This window comes from Gluconacetobacter johannae, from assembly GCF_014174305.1.
Classification (GTDB): domain Bacteria; phylum Pseudomonadota; class Alphaproteobacteria; order Acetobacterales; family Acetobacteraceae; genus Gluconacetobacter; species Gluconacetobacter johannae.
The window spans coordinates 14,665-35,385 of the sequence record NZ_JABEQH010000028.1 but is presented as its reverse complement, the minus strand read 5'-3'; the positions used below and the strand labels follow the sequence as shown (position 1 = coordinate 35,385).

Here is a 20,721-nt window from a genome sequence, read left to right as displayed (position 1 = left end):
GCGTCGCGCGCCGGCACCGGCCCCGCACCAGTTTCCGCCAGCCGTGTCCGCCGATACGGGGAACACGAGGGTGACTTTGACATGACGGATATGCCTTGACCGAAATACCCGACCCGCCGCAGCCGCCGGCCCCTTCCGACATGATTCCGGTGACGATCGAGGAGGAAATGCGGTCCTCCTACCTCGCCTATGCGATGTCGGTCATCGTCAGCCGCGCCCTGCCCGACGTGCGGGACGGCCTGAAGCCGGTGCATCGGCGCATCCTCTATTCCATGCGCGAAAGCGGGTTCACCCACGACAAGCCCTATCGCAAATCGGCCCGCGCGGTGGGTGACGTGATGGGTAAATACCATCCGCACGGCGATTCCTCGATCTACGACGCCATGGTCCGGATGGCGCAGTTCTGGTCGATGCGCGTCAAGCTGATCGACGGACAGGGCAATTTCGGATCGGTCGACGGCGATTCCCCCGCCGCCATGCGCTACACCGAGGCCCGGCTGGCCAAGGCGGCGTCGTTCCTGCTGGACGACATCGACCGCGACACCGTCGATTTCCAGCCGAACTACGACGAGAGCGAGCAGGAACCCAAGATCCTGCCCGCCGCCTTCCCCAACCTGCTCATCAACGGGGCGTCGGGCATCGCGGTCGGCATGGCGACCAACATCCCGCCCCACAACCCCGGCGAAATCATCGACGCGACGCTGGCGCTGATCGCCCGGCCCGACATGACGCTGGACGAGCTGATGCAGATCGTGCCGGGGCCCGATTTCCCGACCGGCGGCATCATCCTGGGCCGCGCGGGCATCCGCAGCGCGTTCGAGACCGGCCGTGGGTCCGTCCTTATCCGCGCCCGCGCCGAGATCGAGGACCTGCGCCGCGATCGCCAGGCCATCGTCATCACCGAAATCCCCTACCAGGTGAACAAATCGACCCTGCAGGAACGCATCGCCGAACTGGTGCGCGCCAAGCAGATCGAGGGCATTTCCGACATTCGCGACGAAAGCGACCGGTCGGGCATGCGTATCGTCATCGAGATCAAGCGCGACGCGACGCCCGAAGTGGTGCTGAACCACCTGTACCGCTTCACGCAGCTCCAGACCTCGTTCGGCGTCAACACGCTGGCGCTGGATAACGGCAAGCCGCGCCTGATGGGGCTGAAGGACGTCCTGGAGGCCTTCCTGGCCTTCCGCGAGGAAGTCATCCTGCGCCGGGCGCGCCACGACCTGAACAAGGCGCGCGACCGGGGCCACCTGCTGGTCGGCCTGGTGATCGCGGTGGCCAATATCGACGCGGTCATCGCGCTGATCCGCGCCGCCCCGGACGCTGCCACGGCGCGCGAATCGCTGATGACCACCGCGTGGGACGCCGCCGACGTCGAACCGCTGCTGGCGCTGATCCATGACGAAGGCAACGTCGTCACAGGGGGCAAGGTCCACCTGACCGAGGCCCAGGCGCGCGGCATCCTGGAACTGCGCCTGCAGCGCCTGACCGGGCTGGAGCGCGAGAAGATCCAGCAGGAACTGTCCGAGGTCGCGACCCGGATCAACGAACTGCTGGACATCATCGCCAGCCGTCCGCGCCGCCTGGAAGTGATGCGCGAGGAACTGACCGCGATCCGCGCCGAACTGGCCAGCCCGCGCATGACCGAAATCGCGGATTATGCCGGCGACCAGACGGACGAAAGCCTGATCGAACCCGGACAGATGGTCGTGACCATCACCCGCGAGGGCTTCATCAAGCGCACGCCGCTGGACGTCTTCCGGGCCCAGAATCGCGGCGGACGCGGCCGCACCGCCGCCGGCCGGCGCGGGGACGACATCGTCGTGCGGTCGTTCAACGCGCACACCCATCAATGGGTGCTGTTCTTCTCGTCCGGTGGCAAGGCCTATCGCGAGAAGGTCTGGCGCCTGCCGGAAGCCAGCCCCACGGCCAAGGGCCGGGCGCTGATTAATCTGCTGCCCGACCTGGGCGGCGATTCGATCACGGCCGTCCTGCCCCTGCCGCAGGACGAGAGCCTGTGGGAAAACCTGCATCTGGTCTTCGCCACCGCGACCGGCAACGTGCGCCGCAACCGGCTGAGCGATTTCCGCAATATCCGCTCCTCCGGCCTGATCGCCATGAAGCTGGACGAGGATGACCGCCTGATCGGCGTCGCCACCTGCCGCGAAGGGCAGGACGTGTTCCTGGCCACCCGCAACGCCCGCTGCATCCGCTTCCAGATCACGGACGACACGCTGCGCGTCTTTGCCGGGCGCGACAGTTCGGGCGTGCGCGGCATCCGCCTGGCCGAGGGCGACGAGGTCAACAGCCTGTGCGTCCTGAACCATGTCGAGGCCACGGTCGAGGAGCGTGCATCCTACCTGCGCCTGGCCAACGCCCGGCGCCGGGCGGAAAACGCTGCGCTCCAGGCCGGCGAGGATGCCGAGGACACCGTCGCCGAGGCCTCGGACGAGGAAGCGGTGCCCCCCGACGCGACCATCGATGCCGAGCGGTTCGCGGAACTGGAGATGGCCGAGGAAGTCCTGCTGACCGTCAGCGACGCGGGCTTCGGCCGGCGGTCGTCCGCCTACGATTATCGCGTGAGCGGGCGCGGCGGCCAGGGCATCGCGAACATGACCTTCACCTCCGGCAAGCGCGGCAGCGAGGTCGTCGCCACGCTGCCCGTCATCAACGGCACGGACGTGATGCTGGTCACCGACGCCGGCCGCCTGATCCGCGTTCCGGTGGACCAGATCCGCATCATGTCGCGCCAGGCCAGCGGGGTGACGCTGTTCCGCCTGGACACGACCGAGCGCGTGACCAGCGTCTTCCCGGTCATGGACGACGGATCGGACGAGGATGGCGGTGAGGACGGGGGCGAGGACGACGCGGCTACCCCGGACGCGGCGCCGGACGCCCCCGATGCCTGACGCCGCGCCGCGCACGGGCTTCTACCCCGGCACGTTCGACCCGGTGACCAATGGTCATCTGGACATTATCGAGCGTGCGGCGCGGCTGGTCGACCGGCTGGTGATCGGGGTCGCCGAGAATATCGGCAAGCAGCCCCTGCTACCGCTGGACGAGCGGATCCTCTGCCTGACGACCGAGGTACGCAAGCCGGCCCGGCGCACGGGCACCACGATCGATGTCGTCGGCTTCGGCAACCTGCTGATCGACGCCGCGCGCGGCCAGGGCGCCACGGTGATCGTGCGCGGTTTGCGCGTCGTCGCCGATTTCGACTACGAGATGCAGATGTTCGGCATGAACCGTCATCTGGCCCCGGATATCGAGACCATCTTCCTGATGGCCAACGAGCGGAGCCAGTACATCTCGTCGCGGCTGGTGAAGGAGGTCGCCCGCATGGGCGGCGACATCGCCGGCTTCGTTCCCCCCTTCACGCGCCGCCATGTGCTGGCGCGGCTTGGGGGATAACAGCATGGCGTCCGGCATTGCACGCCGCGCCACACGCCTTAGCACTGGAACATGAACGATGTCTGATACCGAGAACAAGGCCGACCTGATCGCCCTGGAACTGAAGACGGGCCGGGTCGTCATCCGCCTGCGCCCGGACGTGGCCCCGCTGGCCGCCGAACGGATCCGCACCCTGGCGGCCGAAGGCTTCTACGACAACACGCCGTTCCATCGCGTGATCCAGGGCTTCATGGCGCAGGGCGGCGACCCGACCGGCACCGGCACCAGCGGCAGCCACCTGCCCGACCTGAAGGCCGAATTCACGCGTGCCGCCAAATTCGAACGCGGCACGGTCGGCATGGCCCGCACGATGAACCCGGACAGCGCGAACAGCCAGTTCTTCATCATGTTCGAGCCCTCCCCCCATCTCGACGGCCAGTACACGATTGTCGGCCAGGTGATCGAGGGCATGGAGCACATCGACCAGATCAAGCGCGGCGCCGGCCAGAGCGGCGTGGTGCAGGACCCCGACCGCATCATCAGCATGCGCCCCGTCGAGGCCTGATAGAGGTTGACTTGAACCTCTGAAGCCAGTACCCGAAGCCGCACCGCACATGCGGCTTCGGTGAGCCGGTAGCTCAGCCGGTAGAGCATTCGACTTTTAATCGAATGGTCGTGGGTTCGAGTCCCACCCGGCTCACCATTCGAAAACACCATATAAAATTCATGGGTTTTCCCGATCGCCGGGCAGCCGCCCGGCGGGCCGGACTTTTCCCGAACCCGCGTCCAGAGTCCGAATCTCACGAGACGCTTCCTCGCAGTATCTATATACGGGTGGATACAAATACCCACAAGCGACGGTCATGCCTGGACGTCGCGGATACAGCGGGAGCAGACGCCGTCATGGCCGATGAGACCATCGTCGAGACCTCACATCGGAAATCGCCCGAACCATGGCAGATCGCCAATCTTTTTGCGCGATACGCCAACTTCACCTGGGGCGGCGGCAGCGCGACGGTATCTGTCCTGCACAAGGAAATCATCGACCGCCGCGACTGGCTGAGCGAGAGCGAATTCACCCTGTGCTTCGCCCTGGCGCGCCTCATTCCGGGCACGAACCTCCTGGCCTTCTGCACCGGCATCGGCTGGATGGCGCGACGTGGCGGCGGCGCGGTGTGCGCGTTGCTCGGGGCCTCCGTCCCATCGGCGCTGCTCGTCCTGGTCTGCACCATGCTGTTCAGTTTCTGGGAACATGATCCGATCGTCCAGGCTGCGATCCGGGGCGCGGTGGCCTGCGCGGTGGCCGTGACGGTCAGGACGGCATGGGTGATCGCGCGGCCGCATGTCGTCCAGGGGTCCAGAACGATGATCGCGCTGGTCGCGGTGGGGTCGCTGGTCCTCTATTGGGGGTTCGACATTCCGGCCATCGACATCCTGCTGTCCTGCGCGGTCGTCGGCGCGCTGCTGCCGGTGGCCCGGGCATGAGTTTCCTGGACCTGTATGTCGTTCTTCTCAGGGCGACGATCACTTCCTTCGCCGGCCTGGCCTCGCTGCCGGCCATCCAGGATGCCCTTGTCCTGCATCGCCATGTGCTGACGGAAGCGCAACTGAACGAGGCCGTGGTCATTACCCGCAGCACGCCCGGCGCCGTGGGCCTGTATGTCGTCAGTGTCGGCTATTTCGTCTCGGGTGTCAGCGGCGCCGTCGCGGGCTGGCTGGCCCTGGTCACGCCGGCGGTCATGATCGTGCCGCTGCTGCATTATGCCGGGCGACGCCTCCATCATCCCAGGCTTCAGAACCTGCTGAAGATGGTCGTCGTGAGCAGCGCCGCGCTGCTGTTCGCCGCCGCCTTTCCACTGGCGAAGGACGCGCTCACGGGGTGGTTCACCTACGCCCTCGCGGCGATCGGCCTGCTGCTGATGTTCGTGACCAAAATCGACATTTTCTGGATCATTCTGGGGTCGGCGATCCTGTCCGTGGGCATGAGTGTCCTTGCCGCGTCGTGATGACAGGGTCGTTCGCGCCCTTCGGCCGGACAAATAAAAAGGGCGCCTCGCGGCGCCCCTTTTTCTTAGCCGACCCGGAGGTTGGTGGCGGACACTTTGCCGCTCCGCCCCGTTTCCAGTTCGTAGCTGAGGGTCTGGCCTTCGTTCAGGCCGCGCAACCCGGCCTGCTCGACCGCCGAAATATGCACGAACACATCGCTCGCGCCGTCAGTCGGCTGGATAAAGCCGAAGCCCTTCTGGGCGTTGAACCATTTGACAGTGCCTGTAGCCATGACAGGTCTCCTTATAACCGGCGCCCGCGCGAAAATGCGCGGGATCGAGACTTTTCTTTTTTCGGAGACGCCAGAATGTCGCGTGCGCGGCTACTTTGAGATCTTGCCCGTGGCTGAAAAGTCCAGCCGAGAGCGCTCTATAGATCCTCATGGCGAGGAATGCACGAACTTAATCCCGTCGTCAGTAAACCTCCTCGTACGTCGTCACGGTGAAGCCGGACAGGATCGCCGGCCCGAACGACGTCGTCAGCGCCACGTCGGTCGCATCGCGCCCACGCGCCATGACCACCCGGCCAATCCGCGGCGTATTGTGGCGTGCGTCAAAGGTGAACCACTGCCCGTCCAGCCAGACCTCGAACCAGGCGGAAAAATCCATCGGGTCGTCGACGGGCGGAACCCCGATATCGCCCAGGTAGCCGGTGCAGTACCGTGCCGGAATGTTCATGCAGCGGCACAGCGTCACCGCCAGGTGCGCGAAATCGCGGCATACGCCCACGCGCTCGTTATAGGCCTCGTACGCCGAGCGGGTCGCCCGGGCCTGGCTGTAATCGAAACGAATATGATGATGCACGAAACTGACGATCGCCTGCACCCGGTTCCAGCCCGGCAGCAGATGGCCGAACAGGGACCACGCGGTCTGCGACAGCAGGTCGGTCTCGCAATAGCGACTGCCCAGCAGGAAGACCAGGCAATCGGACGGCAGGTCGCCGACCGGAACCTCGCGCGCCATGGGCATCTGCCGGTCGGGCAGGCCGCTGTCGGCGATCAGGAAGGACATCGTCGTCCGCAGCGTTCCGCCGGGCGCGATCACCCGCGTGCAGCGGTTGCCGAACCCGTCCAGATAGCGCTGCGCCGGCACGGGCGGGTCGAACATCGGAATCTGCGGCGTCATCAGGTCCGGTTCCCGATCCGGATGAACCTCCAGCATCAGGACCAGCGGCGTAGGGGACTGAACCGTCAGTGCGATATCGTAGCCCGCGCGTATCAGCATGCCTCTCTCCCCGGTGTCCGGACGGGGCGCGACGACAGCCACACGATCCGCCCGGCGGCTGACGGCGGGACACCCCGCCGGAAAATCCGGACCGATCCACACCGATCCGGACGTCCCCACCCTGCCACGCCGCGCCGCGCGCGGCTATGGCCGATCAACCGCCCGCCTTCGCCGCAACACCGCGAGGGGCCGGCATCAGTGCGGGGTCGTGGCGTGGGCGCGCCTGTACACGATGATCGGAAGCTGACGGGCCAGGATCTGCACCACCGCCGGTCCCGACAGGCCCGTCTGTTCGGCGAACCAGTCCAGGTCCGGCTTTGCGATCAGGCCCCGGACCATGTCCTCGGTCATCGGGGCCGCCTTGTCGTCCGCCTTCCATCGGGCGACGATATCGCCATATCCCGCCGCCGCCGCCCGCTCGGCAAAGCCGTTCAGGCCGCTTTCGCGCCGGACACGGTCAAGATATTCGTGAATCGCGCTGACCAGACCGGAATGATCGTATTTCGCGCCGGTCACGAAGTCGCCCAGGGTCGTCACTGAATCAGTAATCGACATCGTTCGCCTCCATCAATATGGCATTGCGGAACAGTCCAGTAAGCGTGCGGGCTCCCGTTTCGTTCCCTGCTCGCCGAAACGTGCGGGATGCCGAAACGGAAAAACCGGGACCCGAAGGCCCCGGTTTCCCGCGGATGAGACGACACAGAGGAATTGGCCTTGATGGCCGAGTTCTGAATAACACTCATTCATTCAGCATATCAATCAGCCGAATGGGGGGCTCACGCCAATGTGTGACACCTGCGGTCCGACCATAAAAAAAGGCGGCCCCATGGGGACCGCCTTTCTGTCTTTTTCGGCGTACCGGCCAAAAAACGGCTCAGAAATTGTCGTCCCCGCCGCCGCCCCAGTCACCGCCGAAGCCGCCATCGCCGCCGCCGGCGTCGAATCCGGGGTCGACGTCCGTCCCCGCGCCGCCGAACGGATCAGCTGACGGGGCCCCGCCGTAATTATTGTTGACGATGGTTTCGCCACCGCCGCCCAATCCCCCGCCGAAGCCGGACTCATGATGCCCGCTGAACAGGTCGGTCAGCGCGTTGCCCACCATCATGCCGCCCGCGACGCCGGCCGCCGTGGTCAGCGCCGACCCCAGGAAGCCGCTGCCGCGCGCGGGAAACATCCCCGGCTGCATGCCCTGCGGATAGGCGGGCTGGGGCGGCGGCGGAGCCGCCTGCTGCCCTCCCCAGCCGGGCGGCGGGGCGCCCTGCGGACGCTGCCCCCCGCCGAACAGGCCGCCGAACAGTCCGCCGCCGGAGGGTCGCTGCTGCGTCTGCTGCGCCTGCAGGGCCTGTTGCGCCTGCTGCAACTGCCATTGCAGCTGCTGGATGCGGTTCTGCGCCGCGACCAGCGCCGCTTCCTGCACCACCGCCATCTGGGTGACGCGATACCGGGCCTCGGGGTATTGCTGGTACATCTGCCCGATATACTGGTCGGCCTCCGGGTCAATCGGCGGCAGGTTGGGCGTCGTCGCGGGCACGCTGCCGAATCCCCCCTGCGGCGCGCCGCCCACACGGGCAACGAACTTCGTGATAAGGTCGCGTTCCTCGATATTCATCGTTTCCGTCCTGTCTCCGACAAGATAACCAACCCTTGATGTGGCGCGCGGACGTGAATTCCGCAAGCCCGTCCCCCGCGATCGCCCGGATATCCGGCACGGCGGCCGCCTTTCGGTCGCCGCGGCATGGCTGTATGGTGCGCGCTCTTTACCCATGCCGCCGGCCGGCATGTCCTTCCCTATCTGCCTACCGGAGCATCCTTTCCATGGTCCCGGCCCCAGCGCCCCGTTCCATCGCCCCCGCCACGCGCCCCCTGTCGTTCCAGGCGCTGATCCTGAAGCTGCATCAATTCTGGTCGGAACAGGGCTGCGCGATCCTGCAACCCTACGATACCGAGGTCGGGGCCGGAACGCTGTCCCCCCACACCACGCTGCGCGCGTTGGGCGCGCGGCCGTGGAAGGCGGCGTATGTCCAGCCCTGCCGCCGCCCGTCCGACGGACGCTACGGCGAGAATCCGAACCGGCTGCAGCATTACTACCAGTACCAGGTGCTGCTGAAACCGACGCCGGAAGAAAGCCAGAAACTGCTGCTGGACAGCTATCGCGCCATCGGCATCGACCCGATGGAGCATGACATCCGCTTCGTCGAGGACGATTGGGAAAACCCGACCATCGGCGCCTGGGGCCTGGGCTGGGAAGTCTGGTGCGACGGGATGGAGGTGACGCAGTTCACCTATTTCCAGCAGGTGGGCGGCATCCCGACCGTCCTGCCCTCGACCGAACTGACCTACGGGCTGGAGCGGCTGGCGATGTACGTGCAGGGAATCGAGAATGTCTACGACCTCGATTTCAACGGGCAGGGCCTGACCTACGGCGATGTCTTCCTGCGCGCCGAACGCGATTATTCGCGCCATAATTTCGAACTGGCGGACACCGACATGCTGCACCGCCATTTCATCGACGCCGAACGCGAGGCCATCGCGCTGGTGGAACACGGGATCGCCCAGCCCGCCTACGACCAGTGCCTGAAGGCCAGCCATCTGTTCAACCTGCTGGACGCGCGCGGCGTCATCAGCGTCAGCGAACGCGCCTCGTATATCGGGCGCGTCCGCACGCTGGCGAAACGCTGCTGCGAAGCGTGGCTGGCGGGCGAGGAATAAGGACCATGCCCGAACTTCTGCTCGAACTCCTCTCGGAAGAAATTCCCGCGCGCATGCAGACCCGCGCGGCCGAGGACCTGGTCCGCCTGGTCGGCGAGGCCCTGGCGCCCCTGAACCCGCGCGCCGCCACCGGCTTTTCCGGCCCGCGCCGCATCGCCCTGACATTGACGCTGGACGCCACGGTGCCCGGCACCACGATTGCCGAGCGCGGCCCGCGCGAGGGCGCGCCGGACAAGGCGCTGGACGGCTTCACCCGCAAGCACGGCGTAACACGGGACGACCTGGTGCCGGAGGGCGGATTCTGGGTGCTGAACCGCACCGTCCCGCCGGTCGAGGCCGCCACCCGCATCGCCGAGATCCTGCCCCCGCTGCTACGCCGCTTTCCCTGGCCCAAATCCATGCGCTGGGGCCAGGGCAGCGCCTTCACCTGGGTCCGGCCGCTGCGCCGCATCCTGTGCCTGCTCGACGGGCAGGTGGTCGATTTCACCCTGGCCGACGGCGAGGATAACGGCCACGGCCTGCGCGCCGACCGGTTCAGCGAAGGCCATCGCTTCACCGCCCCCGCCCCCTTCGCGCCCGACAACGCCGCCGCGTGGCAGGCGGGCCTGCGCGACCGGCAGGTGCTGGCCGACGCCGCCGAACGCCGGACGCTGATCGCCGAGGGCGTCGCGCGCCTGGCCGCCGAGGAAGGGCTGAGTGTCGTGGCCGACCCCGGCCTGGTGGACGAGGTCGCGGGCCTGACCGAATGGCCGGTGCCCTTCCTGGGCCGTATCGACGCCGCGTTCATGGACCTGCCCGCCGAAGTCATGCAGGTGTCCATGCGCGTGAACCAGCGCTATTTCGCACTCCGCAACGACGACGGCAGCGCCGCCCCGCGCTTCGCCTTCGTCGCCAACCTGCTGCCGGCGGACGGCGGCGCGCTGACGATCGCGGGGAATGAGCGGGTGCTGCGCGCCCGCTTCGCCGACGCGCGTCATTTCTGGGACCTGGACCGGTCGCGCACGCTGGCCAGCCGCGTGCCGGCGCTGGATGCCGTCGTCTTCCATGCCGCCCTGGGCAGCCAGGGCGCGCGGGTGGCGCGCATCGTCCGCCTGGCGGGCCTGCTGGCCCCGATGGTGGGCGCCGACCCGGCGCAGGCCGAACGCGCGGCCCTGCTGGCCAAGGCCGACCTGACCACCGGCATGGTCGGCGAGTTCCCGGAATTGCAGGGGGTGATGGGGGCCTATTACGCCCGGCACGACGGCGAGGCCGCCGACGTCGCCCAGGCGGTGGCCGAGCATTACATGCCGCGCGGCCAGACCGACGGCGTGCCGACGGCCCCCGTGTCCATCGCCGTGGCGCTGGCGGACAAGATCGACAGCCTGACCGCCTTCTTCGCGGCCGGCGAAAAGCCCGGCGGGTCGGGCGACCCCTACGCCCTGCGGCGCGCGGCGCTGGGCGTCATTCGCATCATCCGCGAAAACGCCCTGCGCCTCGACCTGGTGCGGCTGTTCGTCCTGGCGTCCGAATCCCTGCCCGGAGACCTGGCGAACGCGCCGGACCTGGAACTGCTGCCGGCCTTCGTGGCCGAACGCCTGCGCGTGCAGTTGCGGGCCGAGGGCGCGCGCCACGATATCCTGGCCGCGATTTCCAGCGGCAACGCCGACAGCGACATCACCCGCCTGCTGGCCCGGACCGAGGCCCTGGCCGCGATGCTGGCGACCGACGACGGGCGCAACCTGCTGGCGGCGACCAAGCGCGCGGCCAACATCCTGCGGATCGAGGACCGCAAGGACGGCCCCCATGACGGCACGCCCGACCCCGCCCTGTATGAACAGGACGAGGAACGGGACCTGGCCCGCGCCCTGCTGGAGACCATTCCGACGGTCGAGGCCGCCATCGCCGGCGAACGGTTCGAAGACGCGATGCGCGCGGCCGCAGGCCTGCGGCCGGTGCTGGACCGGTTCTTCGAGGCCGTGACCGTCAACGCGGACCGCGCCGACCTGCGCCTCAACCGCCTGCGGCTGCTGGCCGACCTGCGCCGGATGACGGTGCTGATCGCGGATTTCAGCCAGATCGAAGGCTGACGTCGCGCCGGCCGGGGCCCACCCCGGCCGGCATAGCGCGGGCGGTCAGGCCAGGAAGACCAGCCGCGCCGCCCGTTCGTCGCGCAGCACCAGCACCGCGTTCTGCCCGAAGCGGCGGGCGACGACCCGCCCGCGCGCCAGCGGGAAGGCGACCGCGTACAGCGCCTCGGACCACGCACCCAGCGTCCCCTCGCCCGGACAGTGCGGCACGCCGGATAGATGTTCGGCCAGCCGGGCCATCATCCGGCGGTTCCACCCGTCGGGCCGCCGCCGGCCGCCAGGATTGCAGGCACTGACGAACACGACGTCGCCCCGCCGCCCCCGCCACCAGCCGGGCCTGCCGACCGGCCGGCCTCCGGGCCACACCGCCAGGCCGCCCGCCCGATACAGGCTGCGGCGATAGGCCCGCGCCGTCGCCGGATCGACGGGCCGCAGGCCGGTCATGTCTCGTCCGTCACCGCCTCGCCGAAGCGGGAATTGCGGTGCACCCAGGCCGACAGCAGCAGGCCGAATCCGAACATCACCGTCAGCATCGCCGATCCGCCATAGGAAATCAGCGGTAGCGGCACGCCGCCCACCGGTATGGTCCCCATCACCATGGACAGATTCACCGCGCAGTACAGGAAGAAATTCGTGGCGATCCCCAGGCCCAGCAGCCGGCCGAACTGGTTGCGGCTGCGTATCGCGATCAGCATGCCGCCCAGCACCATGGTCATCAGCAGGCCGATCACCGCGATCCCGCCGACATATCCCCATTCCTCGGCAATCATGGTGAAGATGAAATCGGTCTGTTTCTCGGGCAGGAAGTTCAGCTGTCCCTGCGTGCCGTGCAGGTAGCCCTGCCCCCACATCCCACCCGACCCCAGCGCGATCTTGGACTGGATGATGTTGTAGCCCGCCCCCAGCGGATCGCCCTCGGGGTGCAGGAAGGTGGTGATCCGCGCCTTCTGGTAATCATGCAGATGGGCATAGGCGATGCGGGCCAGGAACGGCACCGGCACGACCAGCAGCGCGATCTGCCACAGGCGCATCCCGGCCCCGAAGAACATCGTCGCCCCGACGGTCCCGATGATGACGGCGGTTCCCAGGTTGGGCTCCTTCAGCACCAGCCCGACCGGCAGCAGCACCATCAACGCCGGCGGCAGCAGATACAGCGGGTTGGCCATCCTGCGATAGCTGACGCGGTGGAACCAGGACGCCAGCGCCAGCACCAGCGCGATCTTGGCCAGTTCCGACGGCTGGACCTGCATGCCGCCGACGATCAGCCACCGTTCCGCCCCCTTGCCGACATGGCCCATCCGCAGCACCGCAACCAGCAGCAGGATGGACAGGCCGTAAAGCGGCCATGCCAGCCGGACCAGGACGCGCGGGCTGGTCAGCGCCACGCACAGCATCATCACCAGCCCGAAGGCGAAGCGGATGGTCTGCGGCCCCGCGAAGGGGTGCGCCGATCCGCCCGCCGCGGAATAGAGGGCGCCGTAGCCGACCCCCGCCAGCACGCAGATCAGCAGCACGTACAGCCAGTTGACCTGCCAGAGCTTGGCCAGGAGGCGGAAATTGGGTTCGGCGCGCAGAAGGCGCTTCTGGAAATTCATCGTCGCCCTCCTACCACCAAGGGGCCGAAGCCCTGGCCGGGTTCGGTCCCATATAACTTAGCGCCTATGGGGTGCCGCCCTGAAACCCGCCAAAGACAGTCGCGTTTGGAAACCAGTTATTATCCTCGATCGGGATCCCGGCCTAATCGACCTCGGCCACGACCTGGCCTGGGGGTTCCTTGCGGTTCGCGGGGTCGCGCGTCAGCGTGTCGGTCATGATGTCGCGCGCCAGCGGCGCGGCGACGGCGGCGCCCGCGTTGCCATGTTCCACCACCACGGCCGCGGCGTAGCGCGGCGCGTCATAGGGCGCGAAACAGATGAACAGGGCATGCGGACGATATTCCCACGGCAGGGCGGACGAATCGAAATGCCCGCTTTCACGCAGCGCCCGGGACACGCGCCGCACCTGCGCCGACCCGGTCTTGCCCGCCATCTGCACGCCGGGAATGCCCAGGCGCGCCATGGGCGCGCTTCCATGTTCCTCGTTGACCACGGCGAACATGCCGGTACGCAGATGCATCAGGAAGGCGTCGGGCATGTCCAGCCCAGGCCAGTGCGCGGGGTCCGTTCCCTCAACCAGCCTGCCGCCCGTGCTGCGGATCAGATGGGGCTGCACCGCACGCCCCGTCGCGATCCTCGACACATAGGTCGCAAGTTGCAGGGGCGTGACCTGCACGGCGCCCTGGCCGATGCCGCTGACGATCGTGTCGCCGCCGTTCCAGTGCTGCCCGCGCCCGCGCTGCCAGGCGGGGGTCGGGATCAGGCCCGCGCGCGTGTGCGGCACCTCGATATCCAGATGCGTGCCCAGCCCGAAGGCATGGGACGCTGCGGCGATGGCCTCCATACCCGTGCGGCGCGCGACCTCGTAGAAGAAGACGTCGCAGGAAAATTTCAGCGCGTCCTTCAACGTCAGCGACCCGTGGCCGTAGCGCGACCAGCAATGGAAACGCGTACCGCCCACATCCAGGTAGCCGGGACAGAAAATCCGGTCGGTGGGCGCCAGCGTGCCCGCCTGCATGGCGGCCATCGCCACCGCGGGCTTGAAGGTCGATCCGGGCGGGTAGACGCCCGCGACGGCCTTGTTGATGAGGGGGGTACGTTCGTTGTTGGTCCAATCGACCCATTGCGCCTGGCTGACGCCGCTGTCGAACAGGGACGGGTCGAAGGACGGGTTGCTGACCATCGCCAGCACCTCGCCATTGCGGCAGTCCATGACCACCGCGCTGGCCGACTGGTCCGCAATCCGGCCCAGCACTGCCTGCTGCAGGCCGCTGTCGATCGTCAGCGCGATCTCGTCGCCTGCCCGCCCCTCGTCACGCGACAGTTCGGCCATGACGCGGCCGACGGCGTTGACCTCGATCTCCACCGCGCCGACCTGGCCGCGCAGCAGGGCGTCCTGCGTCTGCTCGATTCCCGCGCGGCCGATCCGCATGCCGGGCAGCGCCATCGTGGCGTCCCCCGTCACGTCCTTCTCACTCGGCGGGGCGACATATCCCACGACATGCGCCAGCAGCGGCCCGAACGGGTAATTGCGGGTGGTCCCGACGTCGATCAGCACGCCGGGCAATGACGGCGCATTCAGTTCGATGCGCGCCATGTCGTCCCACGACAGGAAATCGCGCAGCATGATCGGGATGAAGCGTCGCTTGTGGCGCATCTCGCGCTCGATGCGCGTGCGGTCGCGGGCTTCGATGGGCACCAGCGTCGAAAACCGGTCCAGCGTGCCGGCGATGTCGTTGGTTTGCTCGGGCAGCAGCAGCGCGCGCCAGTTCACCTTGTTCGAGGCCAGCGCGATCCCGAAGCGGTCCACCACCCGTCCACGCGGCGGCGCGATCAGGCGGCGGTTGACGCGATTACTCTCGGCCAGGCGGGCATAATGATCCCCTTCCAGCACCTGCAACCCGTACAGGCGATGGCCCAGCGCGCCCAGGGCCGCCATCTGCGCGCCCAGCACCACCAGCGCCCGCCGGGTAAAGACGGCACGGGAGGGGTTGCCGGTATCGGGTCGCGACATCAGGCGGGGCATAGTCTTGCGACGACGAATCATCCACCTATCCACGTCGCAAGTGGTAAACCGGTTTTCAAGCGGACTTTCAGGCGCGGTCGGGGTTGGCCATGGTGCGCGCCATGATCGTGAACAGCGCGCAGAGCATGGGAAACACGCCCAGCGCCAGCGCCCACTGGAACACGAACGGCGCGCCGGGCATCACGCGCAGCGCCAGCACCGAGATGAGGCCCCATTGCAGCACCGTGGCCGCCAGCGCCACCCCGCCGAACACCGCCCACAGCAGCAGGATATGCATCCGCGCGAAACCGTACCGTCCGGACAGGCCAAGCCCATGCACGATCAGCAGGATCAGCAGCATGACCCCCGGCGGCCCGAAGCCCAGCAGATCGACCAGCAGCCCCAGCAGGAACACCATGGGCGAGGACATCGACGCCGGGCGGAAGACCGACCAGAAGAACACCGCGGACAGGACCACGCCCGGAAGCAGTTCCGCCTGGCCCGGCAGGTCGAAGGGCGCCGACAGCAGCAGAATCGACAGGGCGGTGAACACCCCGGGCAGGCCGCGCCGCGACATGGCGTCCAGCCGGCGCCACAGGCTGGGGCGAGGCTGGATTCCGGATTGCAGCACAGCAGGCTGGTCGGGTGTCATCCATGCATACCCTCATCCCCGGCCGACCTTGGACTGGAAGGATGGCACGAGGGAATTGCCGGGACGCGGCAAGGGAATCCGCCCCGGCGCGTCCGGCGCGACCACAGAAGCCCGTCCGTAATCGAACACCCGGACGATGTCGAGATGGTCGAGGGACGCCGAGGGGATGACGACGGGCTGACCCGGCCTGACATAATGAACCCGCCCGACCGGCAGGCCCGCAGGCAGTGAATCGATCTCGCCATTGGTGACGACACGCTCTCCCTCGATCGGGCCATTGTCCTGCGGATAGTACATCAGCCTGGGCGTGGCCGAATTGTCGCCCGCCATTATAGCCGCCCCGTGACTGACTTCCAGGGTTACCGGGATGCGGCTCGAGACGTCGGTCACCAGCAGCACCCGGACCGAGCGGCCGCCGACCTCGGTCACCCGGCCGACAAGGCCCGAGGCGTCGAGCACGATTTCGTCCTTGTGGATTCCGGCATCGACATTGGCCGCCAGCAGCACGCTGCGCGCATACAGGCCGCTGGTGTCCCTTACCACCCGGCCGGTGACGAAGGACGGCGACGGGTCGGGCATCCAGTGCAGATGGGCCTTCAGGGCGGCGTTTTCGTCCGCCAGCGCCGCCGCCACGTCATACCAATGGCGCAAATTGGCGTTTTCCGCCCGCAGGCGTTCGTTCTCGGCTTCGATTCGCGTCATGTCGCGCATGCGCCGATACAGGCCGTGCAGGCGCTCCTGCGGCCAGACGATCAGGCCATAGGCCGGGGCCAGCATGTCGGCGACACCCATGCGTACCCGTTCGGTCAACGCACGGTCGGCCTGGCCCAGCAGCATGATGCCCAACGCCATGACGACCAGAAGCGGCAGCACCAGCTTGTCCAGCGCCTGGCGGGACTGAATGGACAGCGGAATCAGCATCGCGCACCCGCGACCCGGTCGCGCGCGCGCCGCCTGCCCGAACCCGTGTTCCGCTGCCGGACGTTCATCGTCCCGGCCCCCTTGCTCGCCCGTTCGCCGGAATGCGGGAGTCTGCCCGCGCCGGCCCGCCTGTCAGTACATGCTGGTCAGCACGTTCCGCAATCGTTTCATTTCTTCCAGGGCGCGTCCAGTCCCCAATGCCACGCACGACAGCGCATCCTCGCCGACCGTCACCGGCAGGCCGGTCGCCCGGCGCAGCACCTCGTCCAGGCGATAGAGCAGCGCGCCACCGCCGGTCAGGACGATTCCCTTATCGACGATGTCGGCCGCCAGTTCCGGCGGCGTGTTTTCCAGCGCCGTTGTGACGGCATCGACGATCTGGCTGACCGGTTCGGCCAGGCTCTCGGCGATCTGGGCCTGGGACACGATGACTTCACGCGGGACGCCATTGACCAGGTCGCGGCCCCGGACCTCGCGCCAGCCGCCCTCGTCGTCCAGATCGTCAGGCGGCAACGCGGCGCCCAGGTCGATCTTGATCCGCTCGGCCGAGCTTTCGCCGATCAGCAGATTATGGTTCCGGCGGATGTAGGAAATGATCGCGTCGTCCATCTTGTCGCCACCGACGCGGGCCGAGCGGGCATAAACGATGCCGCCCAGCGAGATCACCGCGACCTCGGTGGTGCCGCCGCCGATATCGACGATCATGCTGCCCGAAGGCTCGGTCACCGGCAGGCCGGCCCCGATCGCGGCCGCCATCGGTTCCTCGATCAGGAACACCTTGCGCGCGCCGGCGCTTTCGGCGCTTTCCTGGATCGCGCGGCGTTCGACTGCGGTCGAACCCGAGGGCACGCAGACGATAATCAGCGGGCTGGCGAACATGCGGCGATTATGAACCTTGCGGATGAAATGCTTGATCATTTCCTCCGCCACCTCGAAATCCGCGATGACGCCGTCGCGCAGCGGGCGGATGGCCGTGATGTTGCCCGGCGTGCGGCCGACCATCTGCTTGGCTTCCTCGCCCACGGCCAGCACCTGCTTCTTGCCGCGCACGTCGGCGATCGCCACCACCGAAGGTTCGTTCAGGACGACGCCGCGTCCCTTCACATAGACAAGGGTATTGGCCGTGCCGAGGTCGATGGCCATGTCGGCCGACAGCAGACCCAGCAGACGAGCAAACATCCAGAACTCCCGACAACAAGCACGCGACACGGCAGGGCACGATCCCGGCGACGAGTCGCGCGACGCCTCGACGGGCGCCCCGTCCATCGTCACCCATCCCGGCCCTTCCTGGATCAGGGCGAGGGCTTAACGGTGCTGGCGCGCGCGGGCAAGGCCCGTGGACATTAATTCGTGCTTTTCCTCACGTCACCGGCCCGCCCGGCGGAAATTTCCATCCCGCCGTCCCGGCGCCGCCCTGTTTTCGCCATCGAAGGACCCCCATACCTTCATCAGAGGGTTTGACGATCGCATGGGTCTCCGAAGGCCAGGTCCGGGCGGAGGGCATGCGCCGCCGGACCATCGCGAACAAGGAAGACAATCATGAAGATCCGTATGCAACGCCCCCACATCGCCCGTGCCGCACTGCTGGGTTGCGGATTGCTGGCCCTGGCCGGCTGCGGCGACCCCTATGATCCGGGCGCCCGCGCCGGCACCGGCGCGCTGATCGGCGCGGGTGGCGGCGCCGCCATCGGCGGGCTGGCCGGCGGCGGAACGGGGGCGGCCATCGGGGCGCTGACCGGCGGCGCCGTCGGCGCGGCGACCGGCGCCGCGACCACGCCCAACCGGCCCCGCAGTGGCTATTATAACCGGGGCTACTGATTTCGTCCCCAGGCCGCCCCGCGGTTCACCGCAATCATGAGATGAACATGACCTCTTTTCGCAGCCTATCCTTCCATGCCGGCCCGTCCGCCCGCCGCCCCCTGCGTGCGACGGCGGCGCTGGCCCTGACGGGCGCCGTCCTGTCGCTGACGGCATGCAACAATCCCTACGACCCCGGACAGCGCGCCCTGGGCGGGGGGCTGATCGGCGCAGGCGGCGGCGCCGCGATCGGGGCGCTGGCCGGTGGCGGACAGGGGGCGGCCATCGGCGCGCTGGCCGGGGGCGCCATCGGTGCGGCGACCGGCGCGGCCACCACGCCCACGGCGCCCCGCCGCTATTACCCGCCGCAGGGTTATCCGCCACCCGGCTACCCCCAGACTGGTTATCCCCAGGGCGGCTATCCGCCCCCGGCCCATGGCGGCTACGCCCAGCCGGCCTACCCGCCGCAAGGCTATTATCCCCCGCAGAATTATCCGGGCGGTTACAACAACGGCTACTGAGCCAACCCGATAACGGGATGCGCCATGCAGGCGTGGCGCATCCCGCGAGTCGGGGCCTTCGTCTTCAGGCCGTCAGGGCTTCGGGTTCGGCACGGGTGCGCTTGACCAGCAGCTTGTTCAGCGCATGGACATAGGCCCGCACGGCGGACACCAGCGTGTCGCTGTCCGCGCCCTGGCCATCCACCAGCTTGCCGTCCTCTTCCAGCCGCACGGTGGTGCGGGCCTGCGCGTCGCTGCCCTCGGTCACCGCGCCGACCGAATAGAGCTGCAGCGTCGCGTCATGGGGGAAGATTTGCTGGATCGCGTTGAAGGCGGCATCGACCGGCCCCTGCCCGGTGACGGTCGCACTGCGGGCCTCGCCATCGACCTCCAGCGTCAGGGCCGCGCGCGCGGGGCGCTTCGACCCGGCCTCGACCTCCAGCGAGACGAAGCGAATGCGGGCGTGGTCCCGCGCCTCGTCATCCACCAGCGCCGCCAGGTCCTCGTCGTAGACGACCTTCTTGCGGTCGGCCAGGTCCTTGAACCGGGCGAAGGCGTCGTTCAGATGCGCGTCGTCCATCTCGCCGTAGCCCATCGCCTTCAGCTTGTCGCGGAAGGCCGCCCGGCCGGAATGCTTGCCCAGCACCAGCGAGGACCGGGTCCAGCCCACGCTCTCGGGCGTCATGATCTCGTACGTCGCGGCGTTCTTCAGCACGCCGTCCTGATGGATGCCGCTTTCATGGGCGAAGGCGTTGCGGCCGACGATGGCCTTGTTCGGCTGCACGTCGAACCCGGTGATGGTCGCCAGCATGCGCGAGGTCCGCAGCAGGGCCTGCGTGCGGATGCCGGTTGTATAGGGCATCACGTCATGGCGCGTGCGGATCGCCATGACGATTTCCTCCAGCGCCGCATTGCCCGCGCGCTCGCCGATGCCGTTGATGGTGCATTCGATCTGCCGGGCGCCCGCTGCCAGCGACGCGATGGTGTTGGCGACCCCCAGGCCCAGGTCGTTATGGTTGTGGGCCGAGAAGATCACCCGGTCCGCCCCCGGCACGCGGGTCCGCACGTCGTTGAAGATGCGGGCCATGTCCTCGGGCGTGGCATAGCCGACCGTGTCGGGGATGTTGATCGTCGTGGCCCCGGCCTTGATCGCGGCCTCGACGCAGCGGCACAGGAAGTCGGGGTCGGTCCGCGACCCGTCCTCGGCCGACCATTCGACGTCATCGGTGAACTGGCGCGCCGCGCTGTTGCCGGCGACGATCAGTTCCAGCACCGTTTCCGGCTCCATCCGCAGCTTGTATTTCATGTGCAGTGGCGAGGTGGAGATGAAATTATGGATGCGCCCGCGTTCGGCGGGGCGAATGGCCTCGCCCGCGCTGGCGATGTCGTTCTTGCCGCCGCTACGCGCCAGCGCGCACACCACGGGGCCGCGCACGGTGGACGCAATCTGGTGGACGCTGTCGAAATCGCCCTTCGACGCCACGGGAAAGCCGGCCTCGATCACGTCGACGCCCAGTTCCGCCAGGGCCTCCGCCATCCGGAGCTTTTCCGTCAGGTTCATCGAAAAGCCGGGGGATTGTTCGCCGTCACGCAGGGTCGTGTCGAAAATGATGACACGGTCGTCGCCGATGCGGCCGAAGGACGGATGGTCGATAGTCATGGATTACCTCGGACAGGTCCGGATGTTCGCCTCTGAACGCCACGACGGGCGTTCGTTGCCTAGCCTGCGGGATTGCTCCCGCCATTACCCCTGGGCGTACCGGCTTCGTGCCGGCCCTGAACGCTCAGGGGCAGATAAGTCGAAGGCTGAGGCGAAG

Annotated in this window: 20 protein-coding genes and 1 tRNA gene; 10 read left to right on the top strand and 11 right to left on the bottom strand. The window is 67.8% G+C overall.

From position 1 onward, the window contains the following. Positions 1–95: 95 nt before the first annotated feature. The 6 genes from gyrA to HLH21_RS15995 all read left to right on the top strand — a co-directional run bounded on the left by gyrA (position 96) and on the right by HLH21_RS15995 (position 5,396). Positions 96–2,909, top strand: a complete 2,814-nt coding sequence (gyrA, locus tag HLH21_RS16020; RefSeq protein ID WP_182944750.1) for a DNA gyrase subunit A — start codon at positions 96–98, stop codon at positions 2,907–2,909. Continuing rightward, on the top strand, positions 2,902–3,411 hold the full coding sequence (gene coaD / locus HLH21_RS16015) for a pantetheine-phosphate adenylyltransferase (RefSeq protein ID WP_182944749.1): 510 nt from the start codon (positions 2,902–2,904) through the stop codon (positions 3,409–3,411). Before gyrA ends, coaD begins: the two co-directional genes overlap by 8 nt. A 58-nt stretch (positions 3,412–3,469) precedes the next feature. Next, complete coding sequence (locus tag HLH21_RS16010; protein WP_182944748.1) at positions 3,470–3,955, top strand: peptidylprolyl isomerase; 486 nt, start codon at positions 3,470–3,472, stop codon at positions 3,953–3,955. A 62-nt stretch (positions 3,956–4,017) separates the two neighbouring features. Beyond that, positions 4,018–4,093 (top strand) — tRNA-Lys (locus tag HLH21_RS16005). 200 nt (positions 4,094–4,293) lie between these two features. Continuing rightward, a complete protein-coding gene (locus tag HLH21_RS16000; protein ID WP_182944747.1) occupies positions 4,294–4,875 on the top strand; it encodes a chromate transporter in 582 nt (193 codons plus the stop codon). Then, on the top strand, positions 4,872–5,396 hold the full coding sequence (locus HLH21_RS15995) for a chromate transporter (protein ID WP_182944746.1): 525 nt from the start codon (positions 4,872–4,874) through the stop codon (positions 5,394–5,396). The genes HLH21_RS16000 and HLH21_RS15995 overlap by 4 nt, the downstream gene beginning before the upstream one ends. A gap of 65 nt (positions 5,397–5,461) precedes the next feature. Here the strand turns inward: HLH21_RS15995 and HLH21_RS15990 are convergent, their stop codons facing one another. The 4 genes from HLH21_RS15990 to HLH21_RS15975 all read right to left on the bottom strand — a co-directional run bounded on the left by HLH21_RS15990 (position 5,462) and on the right by HLH21_RS15975 (position 8,268). Further along, a complete protein-coding gene (locus HLH21_RS15990; RefSeq protein WP_182944745.1) occupies positions 5,462–5,668 on the bottom strand; it encodes a cold-shock protein in 207 nt (68 codons plus the stop codon). A 181-nt stretch (positions 5,669–5,849) separates the two neighbouring features. Continuing rightward, positions 5,850–6,659: a transglutaminase-like domain-containing protein gene (locus HLH21_RS15985; RefSeq protein WP_182944744.1), complete on the bottom strand. Its 810-nt coding sequence runs from the start codon at positions 6,657–6,659 to the stop codon at positions 5,850–5,852. Between the two features lie 195 nt (positions 6,660–6,854). Further along, complete coding sequence (locus HLH21_RS15980) at positions 6,855–7,214, bottom strand: YidB family protein (RefSeq protein ID WP_182944743.1); 360 nt, start codon at positions 7,212–7,214, stop codon at positions 6,855–6,857. Positions 7,215–7,533: 319 nt separating this feature from the next. Beyond that, complete coding sequence (locus HLH21_RS15975; protein WP_182944742.1) at positions 7,534–8,268, bottom strand: DUF2076 domain-containing protein; 735 nt, start codon at positions 8,266–8,268, stop codon at positions 7,534–7,536. 206 nt (positions 8,269–8,474) lie between these two features. Between HLH21_RS15975 and HLH21_RS15970 the strand changes: the two genes are divergently transcribed. Together HLH21_RS15970 and glyS are read left to right on the top strand one after the other, a co-directional pair. After that, complete coding sequence (locus HLH21_RS15970) at positions 8,475–9,368, top strand: glycine--tRNA ligase subunit alpha (protein WP_182944741.1); 894 nt, start codon at positions 8,475–8,477, stop codon at positions 9,366–9,368. A gap of 5 nt (positions 9,369–9,373) precedes the next feature. After that, a complete protein-coding gene (gene glyS, locus HLH21_RS15965) occupies positions 9,374–11,434 on the top strand; it encodes a glycine--tRNA ligase subunit beta (protein ID WP_182944740.1) in 2,061 nt (686 codons plus the stop codon). A gap of 45 nt (positions 11,435–11,479) precedes the next feature. Here glyS and HLH21_RS15960 read toward each other — a convergent pair whose 3' ends face one another. The 6 genes from HLH21_RS15960 to HLH21_RS15935 form a co-directional block, all read right to left on the bottom strand. After that, positions 11,480–11,878, bottom strand: a complete 399-nt coding sequence (locus HLH21_RS15960) for a DUF3293 domain-containing protein (protein WP_182944739.1) — start codon at positions 11,876–11,878, stop codon at positions 11,480–11,482. Continuing rightward, a complete protein-coding gene (rodA, locus tag HLH21_RS15955; RefSeq protein WP_182944738.1) occupies positions 11,875–13,029 on the bottom strand; it encodes a rod shape-determining protein RodA in 1,155 nt (384 codons plus the stop codon). Before rodA ends, HLH21_RS15960 begins: the two co-directional genes overlap by 4 nt. Before the next feature lie 142 nt (positions 13,030–13,171). Continuing rightward, a complete protein-coding gene (mrdA, locus tag HLH21_RS15950) occupies positions 13,172–15,043 on the bottom strand; it encodes a penicillin-binding protein 2 (RefSeq protein WP_373319624.1) in 1,872 nt (623 codons plus the stop codon). A 79-nt stretch (positions 15,044–15,122) separates the two neighbouring features. Then, positions 15,123–15,686 (bottom strand): hypothetical protein, encoded by a 564-nt coding sequence (locus tag HLH21_RS15945; protein WP_182944736.1) that lies wholly within the window; start codon positions 15,684–15,686, stop codon positions 15,123–15,125. A 12-nt stretch (positions 15,687–15,698) separates the two neighbouring features. Further along, positions 15,699–16,604, bottom strand: coding sequence for a rod shape-determining protein MreC (gene mreC, locus HLH21_RS15940; protein ID WP_182944762.1), 906 nt, complete (start codon positions 16,602–16,604; stop codon positions 15,699–15,701). Between the two features lie 135 nt (positions 16,605–16,739). Then, on the bottom strand, positions 16,740–17,786 hold the full coding sequence (locus HLH21_RS15935) for a rod shape-determining protein (protein ID WP_182944735.1): 1,047 nt from the start codon (positions 17,784–17,786) through the stop codon (positions 16,740–16,742). Between the two features lie 360 nt (positions 17,787–18,146). Here HLH21_RS15935 and HLH21_RS15930 point away from each other — a divergent pair, with 360 nt between their 5' ends. After that, entirely contained in the window at positions 18,147–18,425 is a 279-nt protein-coding gene (locus HLH21_RS15930; RefSeq protein ID WP_246379889.1) for a cell envelope biogenesis protein OmpA, read from the top strand. A gap of 47 nt (positions 18,426–18,472) precedes the next feature. Next, positions 18,473–18,925, top strand: a complete 453-nt coding sequence (locus HLH21_RS17090) for a hypothetical protein (protein WP_246379883.1) — start codon at positions 18,473–18,475, stop codon at positions 18,923–18,925. Between the two features lie 64 nt (positions 18,926–18,989). Here the strand turns inward: HLH21_RS17090 and HLH21_RS15915 are convergent, their stop codons facing one another. Beyond that, a complete protein-coding gene (locus tag HLH21_RS15915) occupies positions 18,990–20,564 on the bottom strand; it encodes a 2-isopropylmalate synthase (RefSeq protein ID WP_182944734.1) in 1,575 nt (524 codons plus the stop codon). Positions 20,565–20,721: the final 157 nt, after the last annotated feature.

Excerpts from the sequence above, each read along its gene's own strand:
- coaD (WP_182944749.1), top strand. The coding sequence starts at position 2,902 with ATGCCTGACGCCGCGCCGCGCACGGGCTTCTACCCCGGCACGTTCGAC.
- HLH21_RS16010 (WP_182944748.1), top strand. The coding sequence starts at position 3,470 with ATGTCTGATACCGAGAACAAGGCCGACCTGATCGCCCTGGAACTGAAG.
- HLH21_RS16000 (WP_182944747.1), top strand. The coding sequence starts at position 4,294 with ATGGCCGATGAGACCATCGTCGAGACCTCACATCGGAAATCGCCCGAA.
- HLH21_RS15995 (WP_182944746.1), top strand. The coding sequence starts at position 4,872 with ATGAGTTTCCTGGACCTGTATGTCGTTCTTCTCAGGGCGACGATCACT.
- HLH21_RS15990 (WP_182944745.1), bottom strand. The coding sequence starts at position 5,668 with ATGGCTACAGGCACTGTCAAATGGTTCAACGCCCAGAAGGGCTTCGGC.
- HLH21_RS15985 (WP_182944744.1), bottom strand. The coding sequence starts at position 6,659 with ATGCTGATACGCGCGGGCTACGATATCGCACTGACGGTTCAGTCCCCT.
- HLH21_RS15980 (WP_182944743.1), bottom strand. The coding sequence starts at position 7,214 with ATGTCGATTACTGATTCAGTGACGACCCTGGGCGACTTCGTGACCGGC.
- HLH21_RS15975 (WP_182944742.1), bottom strand. The coding sequence starts at position 8,268 with ATGAATATCGAGGAACGCGACCTTATCACGAAGTTCGTTGCCCGTGTG.
- HLH21_RS15970 (WP_182944741.1), top strand. The coding sequence starts at position 8,475 with ATGGTCCCGGCCCCAGCGCCCCGTTCCATCGCCCCCGCCACGCGCCCC.
- glyS (WP_182944740.1), top strand. The coding sequence starts at position 9,374 with ATGCCCGAACTTCTGCTCGAACTCCTCTCGGAAGAAATTCCCGCGCGC.
- HLH21_RS15960 (WP_182944739.1), bottom strand. The coding sequence starts at position 11,878 with ATGACCGGCCTGCGGCCCGTCGATCCGGCGACGGCGCGGGCCTATCGC.
- rodA (WP_182944738.1), bottom strand. The coding sequence starts at position 13,029 with ATGAATTTCCAGAAGCGCCTTCTGCGCGCCGAACCCAATTTCCGCCTC.
- mrdA (WP_373319624.1), bottom strand. The coding sequence starts at position 15,043 with ATGTCGCGACCCGATACCGGCAACCCCTCCCGTGCCGTCTTTACCCGG.
- HLH21_RS15945 (WP_182944736.1), bottom strand. The coding sequence starts at position 15,686 with ATGACACCCGACCAGCCTGCTGTGCTGCAATCCGGAATCCAGCCTCGC.
- HLH21_RS15935 (WP_182944735.1), bottom strand. The coding sequence starts at position 17,786 with ATGTTTGCTCGTCTGCTGGGTCTGCTGTCGGCCGACATGGCCATCGAC.
- HLH21_RS15930 (WP_246379889.1), top strand. The coding sequence starts at position 18,147 with ATGAAGATCCGTATGCAACGCCCCCACATCGCCCGTGCCGCACTGCTG.
- HLH21_RS17090 (WP_246379883.1), top strand. The coding sequence starts at position 18,473 with ATGACCTCTTTTCGCAGCCTATCCTTCCATGCCGGCCCGTCCGCCCGC.
- HLH21_RS15915 (WP_182944734.1), bottom strand. The coding sequence starts at position 20,564 with ATGACTATCGACCATCCGTCCTTCGGCCGCATCGGCGACGACCGTGTC.